We start from the raw sequence: 17,231 nt of genomic DNA, 5'->3' as shown, positions 1-17,231 counted from the left end.
GGGTGCTTTTCACCTTTCCCTCACGGTACTGGTTCACTATCGGTCACTAGGGAGTATTTAGCCTTGGGAGATGGTCCTCCCGGATTCCGACGGAATTTCACGTGTTCCGCCGTACTCAGGATCCACTCAGGAGAGAACAAGATTTCGACTACAGGGCTTTTACCTTCTCTTGCGGACCTTTCCAGGTCGCTTCATCTACCTCGTTCTTTTGTAACTCCGTATAGAGTGTCCTACAACCCCAAGAGGCAAGCCTCTTGGTTTGGGCTGTTCCCGTTTCGCTCGCCGCTACTAAGGGAATCGCGTTTGCTTTCTCTTCCTCCGGGTACTTAGATGTTTCAGTTCCCCGGGTCTGCCTTCCAACTCCTATGTATTCAGAGAAGGATACTGTTCCATTACGAACAGTGGGTTTCCCCATTCGGAAATCTCCGGATCGAAGCTTACTTACAGCTCCCCGAAGCATATCGTTGTTAGTGACGTCCTTCATCGGCTCCTAGTGCCAAGGCATCCACCGTGCGCCCTTATTAACTTAACCGTTAATAATGCTATATTTTTTTCTTACCATAATGGAAAGAAATCTTAAGATGGCGATTCTCGGTTTTAATTGCTTTGGTGTCTTACAGTATTCAGTTTTCAAAGAACAAAAGTTTTGATGGATTGAACCATCAAAACTAAACAAACCAATGTATGTGCCGAACGTCAGCACTTCCGAAGAAGTACTGTTCCGTAATATATCCTTAGAAAGGAGGTGATCCAGCCGCACCTTCCGATACGGCTACCTTGTTACGACTTCACCCCAATCATCTGTCCCACCTTAGGCGGCTGGCTCCAAAAGGTTACCCCACCGACTTCGGGTGTTACAAACTCTCGTGGTGTGACGGGCGGTGTGTACAAGGCCCGGGAACGTATTCACCGCGGCATGCTGATCCGCGATTACTAGCGATTCCAGCTTCATGTAGGCGAGTTGCAGCCTACAATCCGAACTGAGAACGGTTTTATGGGATTGGCTTAACCTCGCGGTCTTGCAGCCCTTTGTACCGTCCATTGTAGCACGTGTGTAGCCCAGCTCATAAGGGGCATGATGATTTGACGTCATCCCCACCTTCCTCCGGTTTGTCACCGGCAGTCACCTTAGAGTGCCCAACTAAATGATGGCAACTAAGATCAAGGGTTGCGCTCGTTGCGGGACTTAACCCAACATCTCACGACACGAGCTGACGACAACCATGCACCACCTGTCACTCTGTCCCCCGAAGGGGAACGCCCTATCTCTAGGGTTGTCAGAGGATGTCAAGAGCTGGTAAGGTTCTTCGCGTTGCTTCGAATTAAACCACATGCTCCACCGCTTGTGCGGGCCCCCGTCAATTCCTTTGAGTTTCAGTCTTGCGACCGTACTCCCCAGGCGGAGTGCTTAATGCGTTAGCTGCAGCACTGAAGGGCGGAAACCCTCCAACACTTAGCACTCATCGTTTACGGCGTGGACTACCAGGGTATCTAATCCTGTTTGCTCCCCACGCTTTCGCGCCTCAGTGTCAGTTACAGACCAGAAAGTCGCCTTCGCCACTGGTGTTCCTCCACATCTCTACGCATTTCACCGCTACACGTGGAATTCCACTTTCCTCTTCTGCACTCAAGTTTCCCAGTTTCCAATGACCCTCCACGGTTGAGCCGTGGGCTTTCACATCAGACTTAAGAAACCACCTGCGCGCGCTTTACGCCCAATAATTCCGGACAACGCTTGCCACCTACGTATTACCGCGGCTGCTGGCACGTAGTTAGCCGTGGCTTTCTGGTTAGGTACCGTCAAGGTACCGCCCTATTCGAACGGTACTTGTTCTTCCCTAACAACAGAGTTTTACGATCCGAAAACCTTCTTCACTCACGCGGCGTTGCTCCGTCAGACTTTCGTCCATTGCGGAAGATTCCCTACTGCTGCCTCCCGTAGGAGTCTGGGCCGTGTCTCAGTCCCAGTGTGGCCGATCACCCTCTCAGGTCGGCTACGCATCGTCGCCTTGGTGAGCCGTTACCTCACCAACTAGCTAATGCGCCGCGGGTCCATCTGTAAGTGATAGCCGAAGCCACCTTTGAATCATCTGTCATGCGACAAATGATGTTATTCGGTATTAGCCCCGGTTTCCCGGAGTTATCCCAATCTTACAGGCAGGTTACCCACGTGTTACTCACCCGTCCGCCGCTAACTTGCGGGAGCAAGCTCCCACAAGTTCGCTCGACTTGCATGTATTAGGCACGCCGCCAGCGTTCGTCCTGAGCCAGGATCAAACTCTCCAATAGATGTTTGATTAGCTCATAAAAAACTTGTTTTGTTGTTTCCTAGAAACAACTGAATTAAACGTTGGCACTTGGTTTGTTTAGTTTTCAAAGTTCAATATTTGTTGTCGTCTTGTTTTGGCGACTTAACTATAATATCAAGTCTCAATAACTTTGTCAACAACTTTTTTCTTTTTTATCTCTGTGAACATGTTGTTCATCAGCGACGTTTAATAATATATCAACTATCTATTAATATTGCAATAAAAAAGATAAAACTTTCTTAAAAAGTTTTATCTTTTTTCACAATCCCATTAAAATGTTTTAACCTATCTTGATAGGTTTCTTACTATACCAACGCCTACTAAAGAGAAATGATCGCTATACAATTAAATATTGAATGACCGTTAAAGCCGCAACTCCAGGTATCCCTAATACCCCTGAAATTGTAGATGTTAATAAATTAATAGGTACATGAATCCCTACAGAACTTCCGAGCGTGTTTAATAGAAATAAAAAGATTGCTCCTATAATAATTTTCGTTATCCCTAAGCCTATCCATTTAACAGGTTTAATCGAACTTCCTATCGTCAGTAAAAAAACCACAGCTACACACACAATACCAATTACTAAAACTGGTTCCATCATCCAACTCTCCTTTTCGCACATCAATATCTTCTTATAATTAATCTACGAAAGGTTGTCCAAATTTAGAACCTAACGCTGCTACTTATACTTAGGAAAGCCGATTAATAGACACTAACATTACCTTTCACTACATGAATGGTTGGTGGAGACTCATCTCAGTACACGCCACATCAAGTGGCCACCGATGAGTTGTTACTGGTCACATAACAAAAAAGGAGGCGATTAATCGCCTCCTCCTGCTCGTATATTTCTATGTTTTGCTTCTTTAAATAAAAAGAAGTATATAGACTCTGCTACATTTGTTTCACTGGATAAACCTTCATTATATTCAAAGGTTCTAGAAAGAAGGTCTTTCTTTCTAACCCAATCCTCTCGAGCATCTTCTAATAATAGAAGAAGTTTTTCATCATACTCTTTTTTTAACTTTTGTTTTTGTCGGAAAAACATAATGTGCCTCCTATACTTGACGTCTTCCTTCTAACGCCTTAGACAGGGTAACTTCGTCTGCATACTCTAAATCGCCACCAACTGGGAGTCCATGTGCTATACGAGTGACATTAATCCCTGAAGGTTTTACCAATCTAGATATATACATCGCCGTTGCTTCTCCTTCTATATTAGGATTAGTGGCTAATATAACTTCTTCCACTTCTTCATTTTGAAGTCGCTTTAGAAGATCTGGTACATTTATATCTTCCGGACCAATACCGTCCATTGGTGAAATTGCACCATGTAATACATGATACAACCCATTGAATTCTTTCATTTTTTCCATCGCAATGACATCTTTTGGATCTTGGACAACACATATTAAAGACCTGTCTCTTCTTGTATCTTCGCAGATAGAGCACGGATCTTGGTCTGTTATATGTCCACATACAGAACAATACCCCAGATTCCTTTTTGCATTTACTAATGCTTTTGCAAAATCAAGGACTGTCTCCTCTTTCATACCAAGCACGTGAAAGGCTAATCGTGATGCAGTCTTAGGTCCAATTCCAGGTAATTTCATAAAACTATCTATTAGTTTTGATATCGGTTCTGGGTAGTGCATAGCATCCTCCCTACCAATTAGAATCCTGGTAGATTCATTCCTTTAGTAAACTGGCCCATTGTAGAAGAAGATAGTTCTTCTGCTTTCTTCAAAGCATCATTTGTCGCTGCTAATACTAAATCTTGAAGCATATCGATATCTTCTGGATCTACTACTTCTTCTTTAATAATAATGTCTACAACTTCTTTATGACCAGATACTACAACAGTAACCATACCGCCACCAGCAGATCCTTCAATTCTTTCTTCCCCAAGTTTTTCTTGTGCTTCTGCCATTTTCTTTTGCATCTTTTGCATTTGTTTCATCATATTTTGCATATTACCCATTCCACGCATATAGATACCCTCCTATTTTTCATCTACCCACTCTACTAGCTCATCACCCACTAGTTTTAAAGCTTCAGAAACCAATGGATCTTCTTCGCGTTCTCCAGAACTCATATCACTAGAAGAGGAGTCTGATTGTTGAAATTTAATAAACTCTTCTCTTATTTCATGCCAATGTTTTGAAGGCACTCCTATTACATCATATGACGTACCAGTTAATTCTGCAAGGACCGTTGAAATACTTTGCGAAAACTCGGGTTTTTCCGTAGCCATCTGACAGTGGATCTCGTGTTCAAACTTAATCACAAAGCTAGAAGGACTTGCAGCAACTGGCTCCGCTTCTGACAATAAAGCTACTAGGGAGCGCAGTTTCATTTGGACCATTCTCTCTTGCATTAAGCCCCAGCGAGTTCTAATTTGTTGGAGATCTTCCTTTGTTGCTTCTTTTAATATTTCTTTTACACGACCTGTAGGGGGACGATATCCTCTAGCCGATGGTCTACTAGTAGGTTTTGATTTAGCTGGCTCTGAGGTTGAACTTTGTACTTTAACCCCTTGTTCTACTAGCGTCTTTACTTGAGCTTGCAATTGGAGAAGCTGTTTTTTCAATTCATCTACTTCTTCATTAGATACGGAAACATGGTCTTGATCTTCACACATCTTTACTAATGAAATTTCCATAACAGTTTGTGCTTGATTAGCCCATTTCATATCTTGTTGTGTTTTTGTTAATACATCTAGGTAATGATAGATGAATGAAGTTGAAGTTCTATCTGCTAGCTCTTGAAACGCTTGGTCCATCACAACCCGTTCCATAGATTCCTCTAATTCCGGTGCAGATTTATATAAAAGTAAGTCTCTATAATACAATATAAGGTCTTCAATAATTCTGCTTGGATCTTTGCCACTCATCAGTAGCTGCTTTAAGGAAGTCAAAGCTTTCGATAAGTCCTTATCCTCTACAGCCTCTGCTAAAGACTGCAAAGCATCTTGTGAAATAGAACCTGTAACAGTTAACGCTTCCTGTATTGTTACCTCTCCATCACTAAAAGAAATAGCTTGGTCTAGTAGACTTAACGCGTCACGCATTCCACCCTCAGCTGTCCTAGCAATTGTAAACATAGCTTCTTCTTGAACGTGAATACCAGTTTCTTGTGTAATATGCTTCATTCGATAAACGATATCGTGTGCTGTAATTCTCTTAAAGTCGAAACGTTGACAGCGTGAGATAATTGTTAGCGGAATTTTATGCGGTTCTGTGGTCGCTAAAATAAATAAGACATGACTTGGAGGTTCTTCTAATGTTTTCAACAAGGCATTAAAAGCTCCAATGGAAAGCATATGGACCTCATCGATTATATATACCTTATAGCGAACGGAAGTTGGACTATATTTCACCTTATCTCGTATATCCCTTATTTCCTCCACGCCGTTATTAGATGCAGCATCAATCTCCATGACATCAGGACTAGACCCATCCGTAATACTTTTACAAGCAGGACATTCATTACAAGGTTCTGAAATAGGTGCTCTTTCACAGTTAATTGCTTTTGCTAAAATTTTTGCAGCACTTGTTTTCCCTGTACCACGAGGTCCAGAAAATAAGTAAGCGTGAGAAGTTTTTTGCTGAAGCAAGGCATTTTGGAGTGTTTGTGTAACGTGGCGTTGACCAATGACATCTTCAAATACCTGTGGTCTCCAAACACGATACAAAGCTTGATAACTCATTTGTTGCCTCCTTTATTCGATCTATTATATATGTTCTATTATACATGAATTAATATGTAAATATTAGAATGAACCTCACCCAAGTGTGAATCCTTTACCTGGTCGATGATATGTTTTCCTTGATTAAAGAAAAAAGCACGCCCCCTAAAGGACGTGCTTTGCTTATGTAAGTAAACTGCCGTGCACCTCTCGTCGATCACTTTCCATAAGCGTTACTCAAGCAGTTAGCTCGGCCCAGGCACTCCTGCGGCACATGAGAGATTCCACTTAATGCTGCTTCCTTCCGGACCTGACATGGTTCGTGGATTCTCATTGCGCAGGACCCAGACGTCAACACCACTTACTTGAGGCAGCCTTACAGAAGAGTGACCTCGGAAAGGGATTCAGTCCCGCTAGAGCGGATTGCGGGTGCAGGGCACCGCTACCTCCCCACCTAGCACGGCAAATGTGATACCAATTATGAAGTCGTGTAATCACGACGTAGACTCAGTATACTAAGAAACGGAACAAAATGCAAATTCAATCCGTATCGCTTCTTAATTGCTTAAGCAGCTTTTTCTTATCTCTAAGTTCACGGAAAAATGTTGTTAAAAGGCTAGAACAACGCTCATTTAATACACCTTCTGTTACTTCACATTGATGGTTAAATCGATCATCTTGAAGTAAATTCATTAAACTACCAACACACCCAGCCTTTGGATCCCTAGCACCATATACTACACGTTTAACTCTAGATAGGATGATAGCACCACTACACATAGGACATGGTTCTAATGTTACGTATAATGTCGTATCTTCTAAACGCCATGAACCAATTTTCTTACAAGCTTGTTCAATCGCTATGACCTCTGCATGAGTTGTTGCTTGTTGAGTAGTTTCACGCAAGTTGTGCCCTCTACCTATTATTTCTTCGTTTAATACAACTACAGCACCAATAGGAACTTCTCCGATAGCTCTTGCTTTTTCCGCTTCTGCTATTGCTTGTTCCATAAAATATGAATCCGTACACATGGCATTATTCTCCTTACTAATCGCCTTTTTACTTAGACAGACTAAAAGAAAAAAGGAGGCTACTATGACTAAAAAAGCCTTACTACTAATTGATGTTTTGAACTCCTTCGACTTCTCTCATGGAGACGTTTTAGCAAATAAAACAACGGCGATGATTCCAACTATATTGAAACTGAAACAATCTTTTTATGAGAGAAATGAGCCCATTATCTATATTAACGACCATTATAACTTATGGGAAGCAGATATAAAAAGGATTGTACAAGAAATTTCAAACCCTACAAGCAAGCCGATTATCGATTCTTTGTTCCCTGATAAAAATGATTATTTTTTAATAAAGCCGAAACACTCTGCCTTTTATGGTACAGCTCTCCAGACACTACTACACCAACTTCATGTAACCAACTTAGTGTTGGCAGGAATTGCAGGAAACATATGCGTACTCTTTACTGCAAATGATGCATATATGCGAGAGTTCCCTTTGCATGTTCCGGAAAATGCTATCGCATCCGTTTCTGATGATGATCAAATCTATGCACTGCGAATGATGAAGAATGTTTTGAAAGCTGACACAACTAAATTCTAACTTTTTGGTATGTGCCAACCCCCACCTGTCATATATGTAGCTTGAAAGCCATAAAGAAAAGAGGTGGGACAGTGCAAATACACGTTGTAAAGCCTGGCGAAAGCATTACTACCATTGCTCGTTCATACGGTTCAACAGTGTCAGAGATCGTAGAAGCAAATCAAATTCCAAACCCAAATCGACTAGTAGTCGGTCAAACAATGGTCATCCCTATTATAGGTTCTTTTTATGAAGTACAAAAAGGGGATTCTTTGTGGTCCATCGCAAACCGCTTTGGTTTGACTTACCAAGAGTTAGCAAGAATCAACGGTATATCCGTTAATCAATCCTTAACAATTGGGTTCCGTCTTTATATCCCAGAACCACCTAAGGTAAAAATGGAATTTAACGCGTATCTTGAACCTTTTAGTAAAACAATTCCTCAAGATTTACAAGATAGCGCAAGGGAAGCAGCTCCATACTTAACGTATTTAGCACCTTTTTCTTTTCAAGCTTTACGAACAGGTGAATTAAAGGAGCCTGCATTAACAAATTTGAAACAAATTGCTGATGAGAACAACAACATACTTATGATGGTAATAACCAACCTAGAAGAAGGTGGATTTAACGACGAATTAGGACGTATCTTACTAAACGATCAAGCCGTCCAAAATAAGTTACTAAACAATATTGAAGCAACTGCAAAAAAATATGGTTTCCGTGACATTCACTTTGACTTTGAATATTTACGTCCAGCTGACAAGGAAGCATATAACCAATTCTTAAGGAAAGCTAAACAACGTTTTTCCGCACAGGGATGGTTACTTTCAACTGCTCTTGCACCTAAAACAAGTAGCGATCAAAAAGGTGCATGGTACGAAGCACATGATTACAAAACACATGGTGAGATAGTCGATTTTGTTGTAATTATGACGTATGAATGGGGGTATAGTGGCGGTCCTGCTCAAGCTGTATCTCCTATTGGTCCTGTAAGAGAAGTTCTAGAATACGCTATTACAGAAATGCCTAGTAAAAAGATAATGATGGGACAAAATTTATATGGATACGACTGGACGCTTCCATTTAAACAAGGGACAACAGCCAAAGCATTAAGTCCTCAGGCAGCTATTCTTTTAGCTGCAGAAAAAAATGTAGCGATAGAATACAATGAGAAAGCTCAAGCACCGACATATAACTATCGTGATCAAGAAGGCAAACAACATGAGGTATGGTTCGAAGACGCTAGGTCCATCCAAGCTAAGTTTAATCTAATGCGAGAGTTAAATTTGCGAGGAATGAGCTATTGGAAGCTTGGTTTACCTTTCCCTCAAAATTGGTTACTCATTGACTCTAACTTCACAGTAGAAAAGAAGTAAAGCCCCTCTCCTACTTAGCGATATTTCTCGCTAAGTTTTTTTATTCCCCTAACTACCTTTACCTACTAATCAACTACATGCATTACCATAAAAAGAGAAAAGAAACTATTTGTTTAGACTAACTGTAAAGGAAGGTCTGTGATACAATAACATTTGTCTATTTAGGAATCGTTTCAGTTAGTGAGGAGGAAATCCTGTGAAGAATGTTCCGTTTATTACGGTAGAAGGTCCAATTGGGGTAGGAAAAACATCTTTAGCTAAAGCAATATCTGAGCACTTTTCTTATCACCTTTTAAAAGAGATAGTAGATGAAAATCCTTTTCTAGGAAAATTCTATGAAAACATTGAAGAGTGGAGTTTCCAAACAGAGATGTTTTTCTTATGTAATAGGTATAAACAATTAGAAGATATCCATACGAAGTTTTTATCTGAAGAAAAAGCGGTAGTAGCTGATTATAATATCTTCAAAAACTTAATCTTCTCTAAGCGCACATTAAAAGAACAACAAGCACAAAAATACATGGATATATACTCTATTTTAACAGAGGACATGCCTAAGCCTAACTTAGTGATCTATTTACATGCTAGTTTAGAAACATTACTAGAACGTATTCAAAAACGTGGTCGTGAAGTAGAGAAAAATATCAGCCCGCTATACTTAGAACAACTTTCAGCTGATTATGAACAGTTTATGGCTGACTTCGAAAAAGCTCATCCTGAAGTACCAGTTCTACGCTTTAATGGAGATCATATTGATTTTGTACAAAAACCAGGTGACCTAAAAATGATGTTACAAGCATTAGAAGAAACCTTAAAAGAAGGAGCACAGCAAGATGAATTTACGCGATAAATATAATATCCCGAAAGATGCTGTTATTACCATTGCAGGGACAGTTGGTGTAGGAAAATCTACTATGACAACAAAACTTGCAGAGAAATTAAACTTTAGAACATCTTTTGAAAAAGTTGATACAAACCCTTACCTTGACTCTTTTTATAATGACTTTAAACGTTGGAGCTTCCATCTACAAATTTATTTCTTAGCGGAAAGATTTAAAGAACAAAAACGTATCTTTGAATACGGAGGCGGATTTATACAAGATCGATCTATCTACGAGGATACTGGAATCTTTGCTAAAATGCATTATGAAAAAGGTAATATGAGCGAAGTGGACTATGAAACATATAAGAACTTATTTGATGCAATGGTTATGACACCTTACTTCCCTCATCCAGACTTACTTATCTATTTAGAAGGTTCGCTAGATGACATTCTTTCTAGAATTCATGAACGAGGACGTCCGATGGAACAAAAGACGCCTGTTGCATATTGGGAAGAAATGCATGAGCGTTATGAAAACTGGATTAATAACTTCAATACTTGCCCTGTTATGCGTTTAAACATTAATGAATATGATTTAATTGCTCAAGAGGATTCTATTGAACCATTATTAGAGCGCATAGGAGATTTCTTAAAACATACCTCTAACTTCAAAAAGTAACGAAAACCCTCTGTTCGGCAGAGGGCTTTTTTCTATCCAAATATATACGAAAAACCGCCATACTAGGTATGACGGTTTAATCTCCAATTTATGCGCGATGGTTCTTTGTTTAAAATATCAAATGGAGGAGGAAGAGGGATTCGAACCCCCGCGGGCTGTTACACCCCTGTCGGTTTTCAAGACCGATCCCTTCAGCCAGACTTGGGTATTCCTCCGTATCGACAAGATTTATATTACACTATATAAACGAAATGGTCAACACTTTTTAAAAAGTTTTTTCGAAAAGTTTTTTTAACCTTATTCAGACTCACTCTATCTCTAGAATGAGTCTGAACAATTTTCATTATCCTTTATAAGGGATAACTTCTTTTCCACCCATATATGGACGAAGTACTTCTGGAATAACTACACTACCATCTTCTTGTTGATAGTTCTCTAAGATTGCTGCAACAGTACGACCGATCGCTAGCCCAGATCCATTAAGTGTATGCACATGTTCTGGCTTCGCATTCGCTTCTCGACGGAAACGAATGTTTGCACGGCGCGCTTGGAACGCTTCGAAATTACTACAAGAAGAGATTTCACGGTAGGTACCGTAACTTGGAATCCAAACCTCGATATCATATTTCTTAGCTGCTGTGAAACCAAGATCAGCTGTACACATGCTCATCACTCGGTATGGAAGACCTAACAATTGAAGAACTTTCTCTGCATGTCCAACTAGTTTTTCAAGTGTTTCATAAGACTCTTCTGGTTTAACAAAGTGAACTAATTCTACTTTATTGAACTGATGCTGACGAATAAGTCCTCTAGTGTCACGACCAGCTGATCCTGCTTCTGAGCGGAAGTTTGCACTAAACGCAGCATAAGACATTGGTAATTCTTCTCCCGGAACAATTTCATCACGGTGCATATTCGTTACAGGAACCTCTGAAGTTGGAATTAAGAAATAATCTTCACTTTCAATACGGAATGCATCTTCTTCAAACTTTGGTAGTTGACCTGTACCAGTCATACTAGCACGGTTTACAAGGTATGGAGGTAATACCTCTTCATATCCATGTTCATCTACATGAAGATCTAACATGAAGTTAAATAGTGCGCGTTCTAATCTTGCACCTACCCCTTTATAAAAGACAAAACGGCTACCAGTAACCTTAGAAGCACGTTCAAAATCTAATAACTGTAGATCTGTCGCTACATCCCAATGAGGTTTTGGTTCAAAATCAAACTCACGAATATCACCCCAATGACGTACTGGAATATTGTCATCTTCAGAAGATCCAACAGGAACACTATCATGAGGAATATTAGGGATAGATAGTAGGATGCTTTCTAGTTTTTCTTCTACTTCACGCAGTTCTTCATCTAATACTTTTACACGGTCTCCAACTTCACGCATTTCTACGATCATAGCTTCGGCATCTTGCTTTTCTCTTTTTAATTGTGCAATCTTTTGAGAAACTTCATTACGTTTACTTTTTAGTTCTTCTACTTCAACTAGTAATTCACGGCGACGAACGTCTAGTTCCCCGAATTTCTCAAAATCTCCTAGGTCTTCTCCACGATGCTGGAATTTCGCTTTTACTTCTTCGAATTGAGTACGTAATACTTTGCTATCTAACAAAAGAAACTCCTCCTTTTTAATGAACGATTAGAGCGATAAGAACGCAAAAAAGCCCCCATCCCTTGTAGAAAGGGACGAGAGCTTTCCCGCGTTGCCACCCTAGTTAAGAAAGTTAGTACACTTTCTTCGCTTGACTGAATAACGGTCAGTGCCGGATACCCTTATACTCACAGAGCTTCGAATATCACTCTAAGATGGATTCATAAAAGGTGTTGAACGGTTTTCACCAACCACCGTCTCTCTTTACAACAGCACTTCTATTACTATTTCTTATCATCGTTTTCGTTCATTTAATTAACAATAGTTTACTATCATTATGTCTGAAAGGCAATACGCTTATGCATTCGTTTTTTGATAATCCTGTACCATTTCTACAAAGTAGTGCGTAATACGATGATCATCTGTCAATTCTGGATGGAATGAACAGCCTAGATATTGGCCATCTCTTGCTGCAACAATTCGACCATTATGTTTAGCTAAAACCGTTACATCTGGACCAACTTCTAAAATGTGTGGAGCACGAATGAATACTGCCGGGAAATCATCACCAATGTCAACCAAATCTAATGAGACTTCAAATGAATCTTTTTGACGCCCAAAAGAATTACGAGCTACTTTCGCATCCATTACACCAATATGAGGCTGATCATATCCTTCTATTGATTTTGCTAGCAAAATCAATCCCGCGCATGTTCCAAACATCGGCTTTTTTGATTCTGCAAAAGATTGTAGCGCTGGCATAAATCCATATTCATCAATTAGTTTACGCATCGTGGTACTTTCACCACCAGGTATAATCAAGCCATCTACAAGCTCTAACTGTTCTGGTTCTTTTATAATAACAGCTGTTTGACCAATTGCTTCAATAGCTTGCACATGCTCACGTACCGCACCTTGTAATCCTAATACTCCAACGCGAACGGTCATTTTACCATCCACGCTCTTGCATACGGTCTTGTGGTAGTAAGTTAGAAATTTCAATACCTTTCATCGCCGTTCCTAACTCTTTAGATAAACGAGCAATACGCTCATAATCTTGATAGTAAGTAGTTGCTTCAACAATCGCTTTCGCAAACTTCTCTGGGTTCTCTGATTTAAAGATACCAGAGCCTACGAATACTCCATCTGCACCTAGTTCCATCATAAGAGCGGCATCAGCAGGTGTCGCTACTCCACCTGCTGCGAAATTAACAACTGGTAGTTTTCCTTTTTCTTGTATTTCTAGTAATAATTCATACGGAGCACCTAACAATTTAGCTTCTGTCATAAGTTCATCGCGATTCATAGCTGCTACCTTACGTACTTGGGCATTTACTTTACGCATATGACGAACTGCTTCTACGATATTACCTGTACCTGGTTCACCTTTTGTACGTAACATAGATGCACCTTCTCCAATACGGCGAAGAGCTTCTCCTAAGTCACGGCAACCACAAACGAAAGGTACAGTAAATGTGTTTTTATCTAAATGATACTCTTCATCTGCAGGTGTTAATACTTCACTCTCGTCGATATAATCCACACCCATTGATTCTAAAACACGAGCTTCTACAATATGACCAATACGAGCTTTTGCCATTACTGGGATAGATACTGCCCCCATTACTTCTTCTACAATACGTGGATCTGCCATACGCGCAACGCCACCTGCTGCACGGATGTCTGCAGGTACTCGCTCTAGTGCCATAACTGCAACTGCTCCAGCTGCTTCTGCAATACGAGCTTGCTCTGCATTAACAACGTCCATAATAACGCCGCCTTTTTGCATTTCTGCCATTCCACGTTTTACTCGGTCTGTTCCTGTAATCATCTCATTGCCCCCTAAGTATCTATTTCACAATCATTCATGGTAACACGATCGGAATAATCGGTTGTCCTAACGTAACTAAACAATAAATTGAGTATTGTGTCAAGAATGAAAGGTTCTACCTATCTCCAATTACCACTTACTATTGTCCTTCCTATAGATCATTTTATAACAACTAGTACAATGAAGTTAAGTATAGATATGAAAAAGAAGGTTGAAACAAAGTCTTTTACAACTTGTTTCAACCTTCTCTTATTAAAACCAACCTTTTACAGTCGAAGCGATACTATCCCAAATACCTGAGAAGAATCCTCCGATACCTCTCATAGATAAGACAAACCAATTTGCTTTTTCTACAGATACCGTAGTGACAACTGGAATCTCTGTTGCTTGAGCAAGTTCTTCTGTTAAGTAGGATTCTTCGCCTTCACCATTGTATTGAAGTTTAATGTATCCGACACGAGTTCCCTTCTCAATAGGGGCAGTTAATTGTCCATCTTCATTTAATAGACTTTCATCCACTGTAAAGACTGGAGTGTAGTTTTCTGCTTGACCGTTTCGGATGATCATTTCTAGAGCTTTTTCTGTTTCAATTTGAACAGAATCTTCTTTTCCTTTTGTAACAGGCAATGTTTTTGCCGCTTCCATTGTGTACCCTGCTGGTAATACTTCTTCTTTTGTATGTTGACCAAATGCAAAGTCTAGCATTTTCTTCGTTTCGCCAAAACGAGCTTGGTAAGAACCTTGCCCATCAGCATTCTTGGCATTCATCACTACTGTAATGTAACGTTGTCCATTTCGTTCTGCTGTTGCGGTAAAACAGTAACCAGCAAAATCTGTTGTTCCAGTTTTAATACCGTCTACCCCTTCATATTCGAACAGTAGACCAGGCAACATCCAGTTCCAGTTATCCATTTTTATTGCATCATCGGTACCATCGCGGAACACTTTACGAGAGATTCCAGATGTCTCTAATACCTCGGGGAATTCCGTTAAAAGCTTTTGAGCTAATAAAGCTGTGTCTTTCGCCGACATAATATTTTCATCTTCCGGACCCGTTCCTTCCGGATGCATACCTTTTAGATCACGATTATTTAAGCCAGATGAGTTAACAAATCGAAACTCCTTAAGCCCTAACTCATTACCTTTTTCGTTCATTAATTTAACGAACTCTGTCTCAGATCCGGCGATTACTTCCGCTAATGCCATAGTCGCTCCATTGGCTGAGTAGATTACCATTGCTTCATATAACTCTTGCACACTATATGTACCGTCTGCACGAAGTGGAACATTTGATAAAGCTCGATCTTGTGAAACTTTATACACTACTTCACTAACATTATATTGTTGATCAAACGTAACTCTTCCATCTTCTATAGCTTCTAACAGTAGGTATTCTGTCATCATTTTTGTCATAGATGCAACACCTAAGGCAGTGTCTGCGTTCTTCTCGTATAATACCTTACCTGTTTTAGCATCAATTAAGATAGCAGCATCTGCATTAACCGCCAATGTGTCTGTAGCCGCATTCGCTTGGTTCGTTTGAATAACCCCAACCGATAACATTAGAACTGTCATCATAGTTATAACTTTTTGAACAAGATTATTTTTCACTCCAATACCCTCCAAAATTAATCTGCATGCCTAGAATTTTATCATATTATGTATGGAATAGGTAGAAGGACTAAAGTGGGAATCCGCTATATACGTAGGTTTCACAAAATAGACACCATTCTAGTACAAAGTATGTTTTCTATTCTTTGTGAAATTTGTAACATCCTTTCTAATAGAAATACCTCCTTCAAAAAAGAAGGAGGTATAATAAATGAATCTATTATAACGAGTAGTTTGGAGCTTCTTTTGTAATTTGTACATTATGCGGATGACTCTCACGTAATCCAGCACCAGTCATACGGATAAACTGCGCTTCTTCACGAAGAGCTAAAAGGGTTGCAGCACCACAATAACCCATTCCCGAACGGATTCCACCAAGTAATTGATAAATAGTATCTGTTACTGGACCCTTATAGGCAGTTCTTCCTTCAATCCCTTCTGGTACAAATTTCTTAGCATCTTCTTGGAAGTAGCGATCTTTAGATCCTTGTTCCATTGCCCCAACGGAACCCATTCCTCTATAAACTTTAAATCGTCGTCCTTGGAAAATTTCTGTTTCCCCTGGACTTTCTGATGTTCCTGCAAGTAGGCTACCTAGCATGACTGCATTACCACCTGCAGCTAGTGCTTTCACAATATCACCTGAATACTTGATTCCACCATCTGCAATAATAGTTTTTCCTAATTCTCGTGCTACAGATGCACAATCATATACTGCTGTAATTTGTGGTACACCTACTCCAGCTACTACACGAGTTGTACAAATGGAACCTGGTCCAATTCCCACCTTCACAATATCAGCACCTGCCTCATATAAAGCACGTGTTGCTTCTGCCGTAGCGACGTTACCTGCAATAATAGCAACAGTAGGATAAGCTTCTCTAATTTTACTTACAGTGTCTAGCACCCCTTTAGAGTGGCCGTGAGCAGTATCAATAACAATAACATCTACTTGTGATTCTACTAGTTTACCCACACGAAGTAATACATCGTTTGTAACACCTACTGCAGCTCCAACTAATAAACGTCCTTGTTTATCTTTTGCACTATTAGGGAACTCAATAACTTTCTCAATATCTTTAATCGTAATAAGTCCTTTTAGTACACCAGAATCATCTACCAAAGGTAATTTTTCAATTTTATATTTCTGAAGGATTTTTTCTGCTTCTTCTAAACTAGTTCCTACTGGAGCAGTTACTAAATTCTCTTTTGTCATTACATCTGAAATACGTATAGAAAAATCACTAATGAATCTCAAGTCACGATTTGTTAGGATCCCAACTAGCTTGCATTCTGTTTCGTTATTTACAATCGGTACACCGGATATACGATATTTACCCATTAAGTGCTCTGCATCAAACACTTGATGATCTGGTGTTAAATAAAATGGATTAGTAATAACTCCACTTTCAGAACGTTTAACTTTATCTACCTGCTCTGCTTGCTGCTCTACACTCATATTTTTATGGATTATACCTAATCCACCTTGACGAGCCATACTAATGGCCATTGCAGCTTCAGTAACTGTATCCATACCAGCAGAGATAATAGGAATGTTCAATTTTACGTTAGGTGTTAACTCCACACTTAAATCTACGTCTCTTGGTAATACTTCGGATTTAGCTGGAATTAATAGAACATCATCAAACGTTAAACCTTCTTTAGCAAACTTTGTCTCCCACATAAATCGTTCCTCCTCCAAAAAATA

The 17,231-nt window shown here is 39.9% G+C and carries 15 protein-coding genes, 1 tRNA gene, 2 rRNA genes, 1 other RNA gene and 1 other annotated feature (1 of these 20 only partly in view); of the genes, 4 read left to right on the top strand and 15 right to left on the bottom strand.

The genetic code is table 11. From position 1 onward, the window contains the following. The 9 genes from G8O30_RS13840 to tadA form a co-directional block, all read right to left on the bottom strand. Positions 1–532, bottom strand: a 23S ribosomal RNA gene (locus tag G8O30_RS13840); it reaches 2,400 nt to the left of the window's first position. A 206-nt stretch (positions 533–738) separates the two neighbouring features. Continuing rightward, positions 739–2,289, bottom strand: a 16S ribosomal RNA gene (locus G8O30_RS13835). The 16S and 23S rRNA genes sit together here, the layout of an rRNA operon. A gap of 357 nt (positions 2,290–2,646) precedes the next feature. Next, on the bottom strand, positions 2,647–2,910 hold the full coding sequence (locus tag G8O30_RS13830; RefSeq protein ID WP_239674566.1) for a pro-sigmaK processing inhibitor BofA family protein: 264 nt from the start codon (positions 2,908–2,910) through the stop codon (positions 2,647–2,649). A gap of 225 nt (positions 2,911–3,135) precedes the next feature. Further along, positions 3,136–3,360 carry a YaaL family protein gene (locus G8O30_RS13825; protein ID WP_239672635.1) on the bottom strand — a complete coding sequence of 75 codons (225 nt, stop codon included), beginning with the start codon at positions 3,358–3,360 and terminating at the stop codon, positions 3,136–3,138. A gap of 10 nt (positions 3,361–3,370) precedes the next feature. Next, positions 3,371–3,967: a recombination mediator RecR gene (gene recR, locus G8O30_RS13820; RefSeq protein WP_239672634.1), complete on the bottom strand. Its 597-nt coding sequence runs from the start codon at positions 3,965–3,967 to the stop codon at positions 3,371–3,373. A gap of 17 nt (positions 3,968–3,984) precedes the next feature. Continuing rightward, a complete protein-coding gene (locus tag G8O30_RS13815) occupies positions 3,985–4,302 on the bottom strand; it encodes a YbaB/EbfC family nucleoid-associated protein (protein WP_239672633.1) in 318 nt (105 codons plus the stop codon). Positions 4,303–4,314: 12 nt separating this feature from the next. Beyond that, entirely contained in the window at positions 4,315–6,021 is a 1,707-nt protein-coding gene (gene dnaX / locus G8O30_RS13810) for a DNA polymerase III subunit gamma/tau (RefSeq protein ID WP_239672632.1), read from the bottom strand. A gap of 178 nt (positions 6,022–6,199) precedes the next feature. Continuing rightward, positions 6,200–6,463, bottom strand: an RNA gene (gene ffs, locus G8O30_RS13805) — signal recognition particle sRNA large type. Between the two features lie 77 nt (positions 6,464–6,540). After that, positions 6,541–7,032 (bottom strand): tRNA adenosine(34) deaminase TadA, encoded by a 492-nt coding sequence (gene tadA / locus G8O30_RS13800; protein WP_239672631.1) that lies wholly within the window; start codon positions 7,030–7,032, stop codon positions 6,541–6,543. Positions 7,033–7,096: 64 nt separating this feature from the next. Between tadA and G8O30_RS13795 the strand changes: the two genes are divergently transcribed. The 4 genes from G8O30_RS13795 to G8O30_RS13780 all read left to right on the top strand — a co-directional run bounded on the left by G8O30_RS13795 (position 7,097) and on the right by G8O30_RS13780 (position 10,475). Next, positions 7,097–7,618, top strand: a complete 522-nt coding sequence (locus G8O30_RS13795; RefSeq protein ID WP_239672630.1) for a cysteine hydrolase family protein — start codon at positions 7,097–7,099, stop codon at positions 7,616–7,618. Between the two features lie 71 nt (positions 7,619–7,689). Continuing rightward, positions 7,690–8,973, top strand: a complete 1,284-nt coding sequence (locus G8O30_RS13790) for a glycoside hydrolase family 18 protein (protein ID WP_239672629.1) — start codon at positions 7,690–7,692, stop codon at positions 8,971–8,973. A gap of 196 nt (positions 8,974–9,169) precedes the next feature. After that, positions 9,170–9,823, top strand: coding sequence for a deoxynucleoside kinase (locus tag G8O30_RS13785; protein ID WP_239672628.1), 654 nt, complete (start codon positions 9,170–9,172; stop codon positions 9,821–9,823). Beyond that, positions 9,807–10,475 (top strand): deoxynucleoside kinase, encoded by a 669-nt coding sequence (locus G8O30_RS13780; protein WP_239672627.1) that lies wholly within the window; start codon positions 9,807–9,809, stop codon positions 10,473–10,475. Before G8O30_RS13785 ends, G8O30_RS13780 begins: the two co-directional genes overlap by 17 nt. A 122-nt stretch (positions 10,476–10,597) precedes the next feature. Here the strand turns inward: G8O30_RS13780 and G8O30_RS13775 are convergent. The 6 genes from G8O30_RS13775 to guaB all read right to left on the bottom strand — a co-directional run bounded on the left by G8O30_RS13775 (position 10,598) and on the right by guaB (position 17,207). Then, positions 10,598–10,690 (bottom strand) — tRNA-Ser (locus G8O30_RS13775). Positions 10,691–10,818: 128 nt separating this feature from the next. Continuing rightward, positions 10,819–12,102, bottom strand: coding sequence for a serine--tRNA ligase (gene serS / locus G8O30_RS13770; RefSeq protein WP_239672626.1), 1,284 nt, complete (start codon positions 12,100–12,102; stop codon positions 10,819–10,821). 67 nt (positions 12,103–12,169) lie between these two features. Next, positions 12,170–12,388: a binding site (T-box leader), on the bottom strand. 50 nt (positions 12,389–12,438) lie between these two features. Continuing rightward, complete coding sequence (gene pdxT / locus G8O30_RS13765) at positions 12,439–13,029, bottom strand: pyridoxal 5'-phosphate synthase glutaminase subunit PdxT (protein WP_239672625.1); 591 nt, start codon at positions 13,027–13,029, stop codon at positions 12,439–12,441. A 1-nt stretch (position 13,030) separates the two neighbouring features. Beyond that, on the bottom strand, positions 13,031–13,912 hold the full coding sequence (pdxS, locus tag G8O30_RS13760; RefSeq protein WP_239672624.1) for a pyridoxal 5'-phosphate synthase lyase subunit PdxS: 882 nt from the start codon (positions 13,910–13,912) through the stop codon (positions 13,031–13,033). 252 nt (positions 13,913–14,164) lie between these two features. Next, positions 14,165–15,490, bottom strand: coding sequence for a D-alanyl-D-alanine carboxypeptidase family protein (locus tag G8O30_RS13755; protein ID WP_420844624.1), 1,326 nt, complete (start codon positions 15,488–15,490; stop codon positions 14,165–14,167). Positions 15,491–15,743: 253 nt separating this feature from the next. Further along, a complete protein-coding gene (gene guaB, locus G8O30_RS13750) occupies positions 15,744–17,207 on the bottom strand; it encodes an IMP dehydrogenase (protein WP_239672623.1) in 1,464 nt (487 codons plus the stop codon). Positions 17,208–17,231: the final 24 nt, after the last annotated feature.

Source organism: Mangrovibacillus cuniculi, assembly GCF_015482585.1.
Taxonomy (GTDB): Bacteria; Bacillota; Bacilli; order Bacillales; family R1DC41; genus Mangrovibacillus; species Mangrovibacillus cuniculi.
This window is presented reverse-complemented; position numbering and strand designations above follow the sequence as displayed.

Bases quoted from the DNA above. Each gene is read 5' to 3' on its own strand.
- G8O30_RS13830 (WP_239674566.1), bottom strand. From the start codon at position 2,910: ATGGAACCAGTTTTAGTAATTGGTATTGTGTGTGTAGCTGTGGTTTTT.
- G8O30_RS13825 (WP_239672635.1), bottom strand. From the start codon at position 3,360: ATGTTTTTCCGACAAAAACAAAAGTTAAAAAAAGAGTATGATGAAAAA.
- recR (WP_239672634.1), bottom strand. From the start codon at position 3,967: ATGCACTACCCAGAACCGATATCAAAACTAATAGATAGTTTTATGAAA.
- G8O30_RS13815 (WP_239672633.1), bottom strand. From the start codon at position 4,302: ATGCGTGGAATGGGTAATATGCAAAATATGATGAAACAAATGCAAAAG.
- dnaX (WP_239672632.1), bottom strand. From the start codon at position 6,021: ATGAGTTATCAAGCTTTGTATCGTGTTTGGAGACCACAGGTATTTGAA.
- tadA (WP_239672631.1), bottom strand. From the start codon at position 7,032: ATGTGTACGGATTCATATTTTATGGAACAAGCAATAGCAGAAGCGGAA.
- G8O30_RS13795 (WP_239672630.1), top strand. From the start codon at position 7,097: ATGACTAAAAAAGCCTTACTACTAATTGATGTTTTGAACTCCTTCGAC.
- G8O30_RS13780 (WP_239672627.1), top strand. From the start codon at position 9,807: ATGAATTTACGCGATAAATATAATATCCCGAAAGATGCTGTTATTACC.
- pdxT (WP_239672625.1), bottom strand. From the start codon at position 13,029: ATGACCGTTCGCGTTGGAGTATTAGGATTACAAGGTGCGGTACGTGAG.
- pdxS (WP_239672624.1), bottom strand. From the start codon at position 13,912: ATGATTACAGGAACAGACCGAGTAAAACGTGGAATGGCAGAAATGCAA.
- G8O30_RS13755 (WP_420844624.1), bottom strand. From the start codon at position 15,490: ATGATGACAGTTCTAATGTTATCGGTTGGGGTTATTCAAACGAACCAA.
- guaB (WP_239672623.1), bottom strand. From the start codon at position 17,207: ATGTGGGAGACAAAGTTTGCTAAAGAAGGTTTAACGTTTGATGATGTT.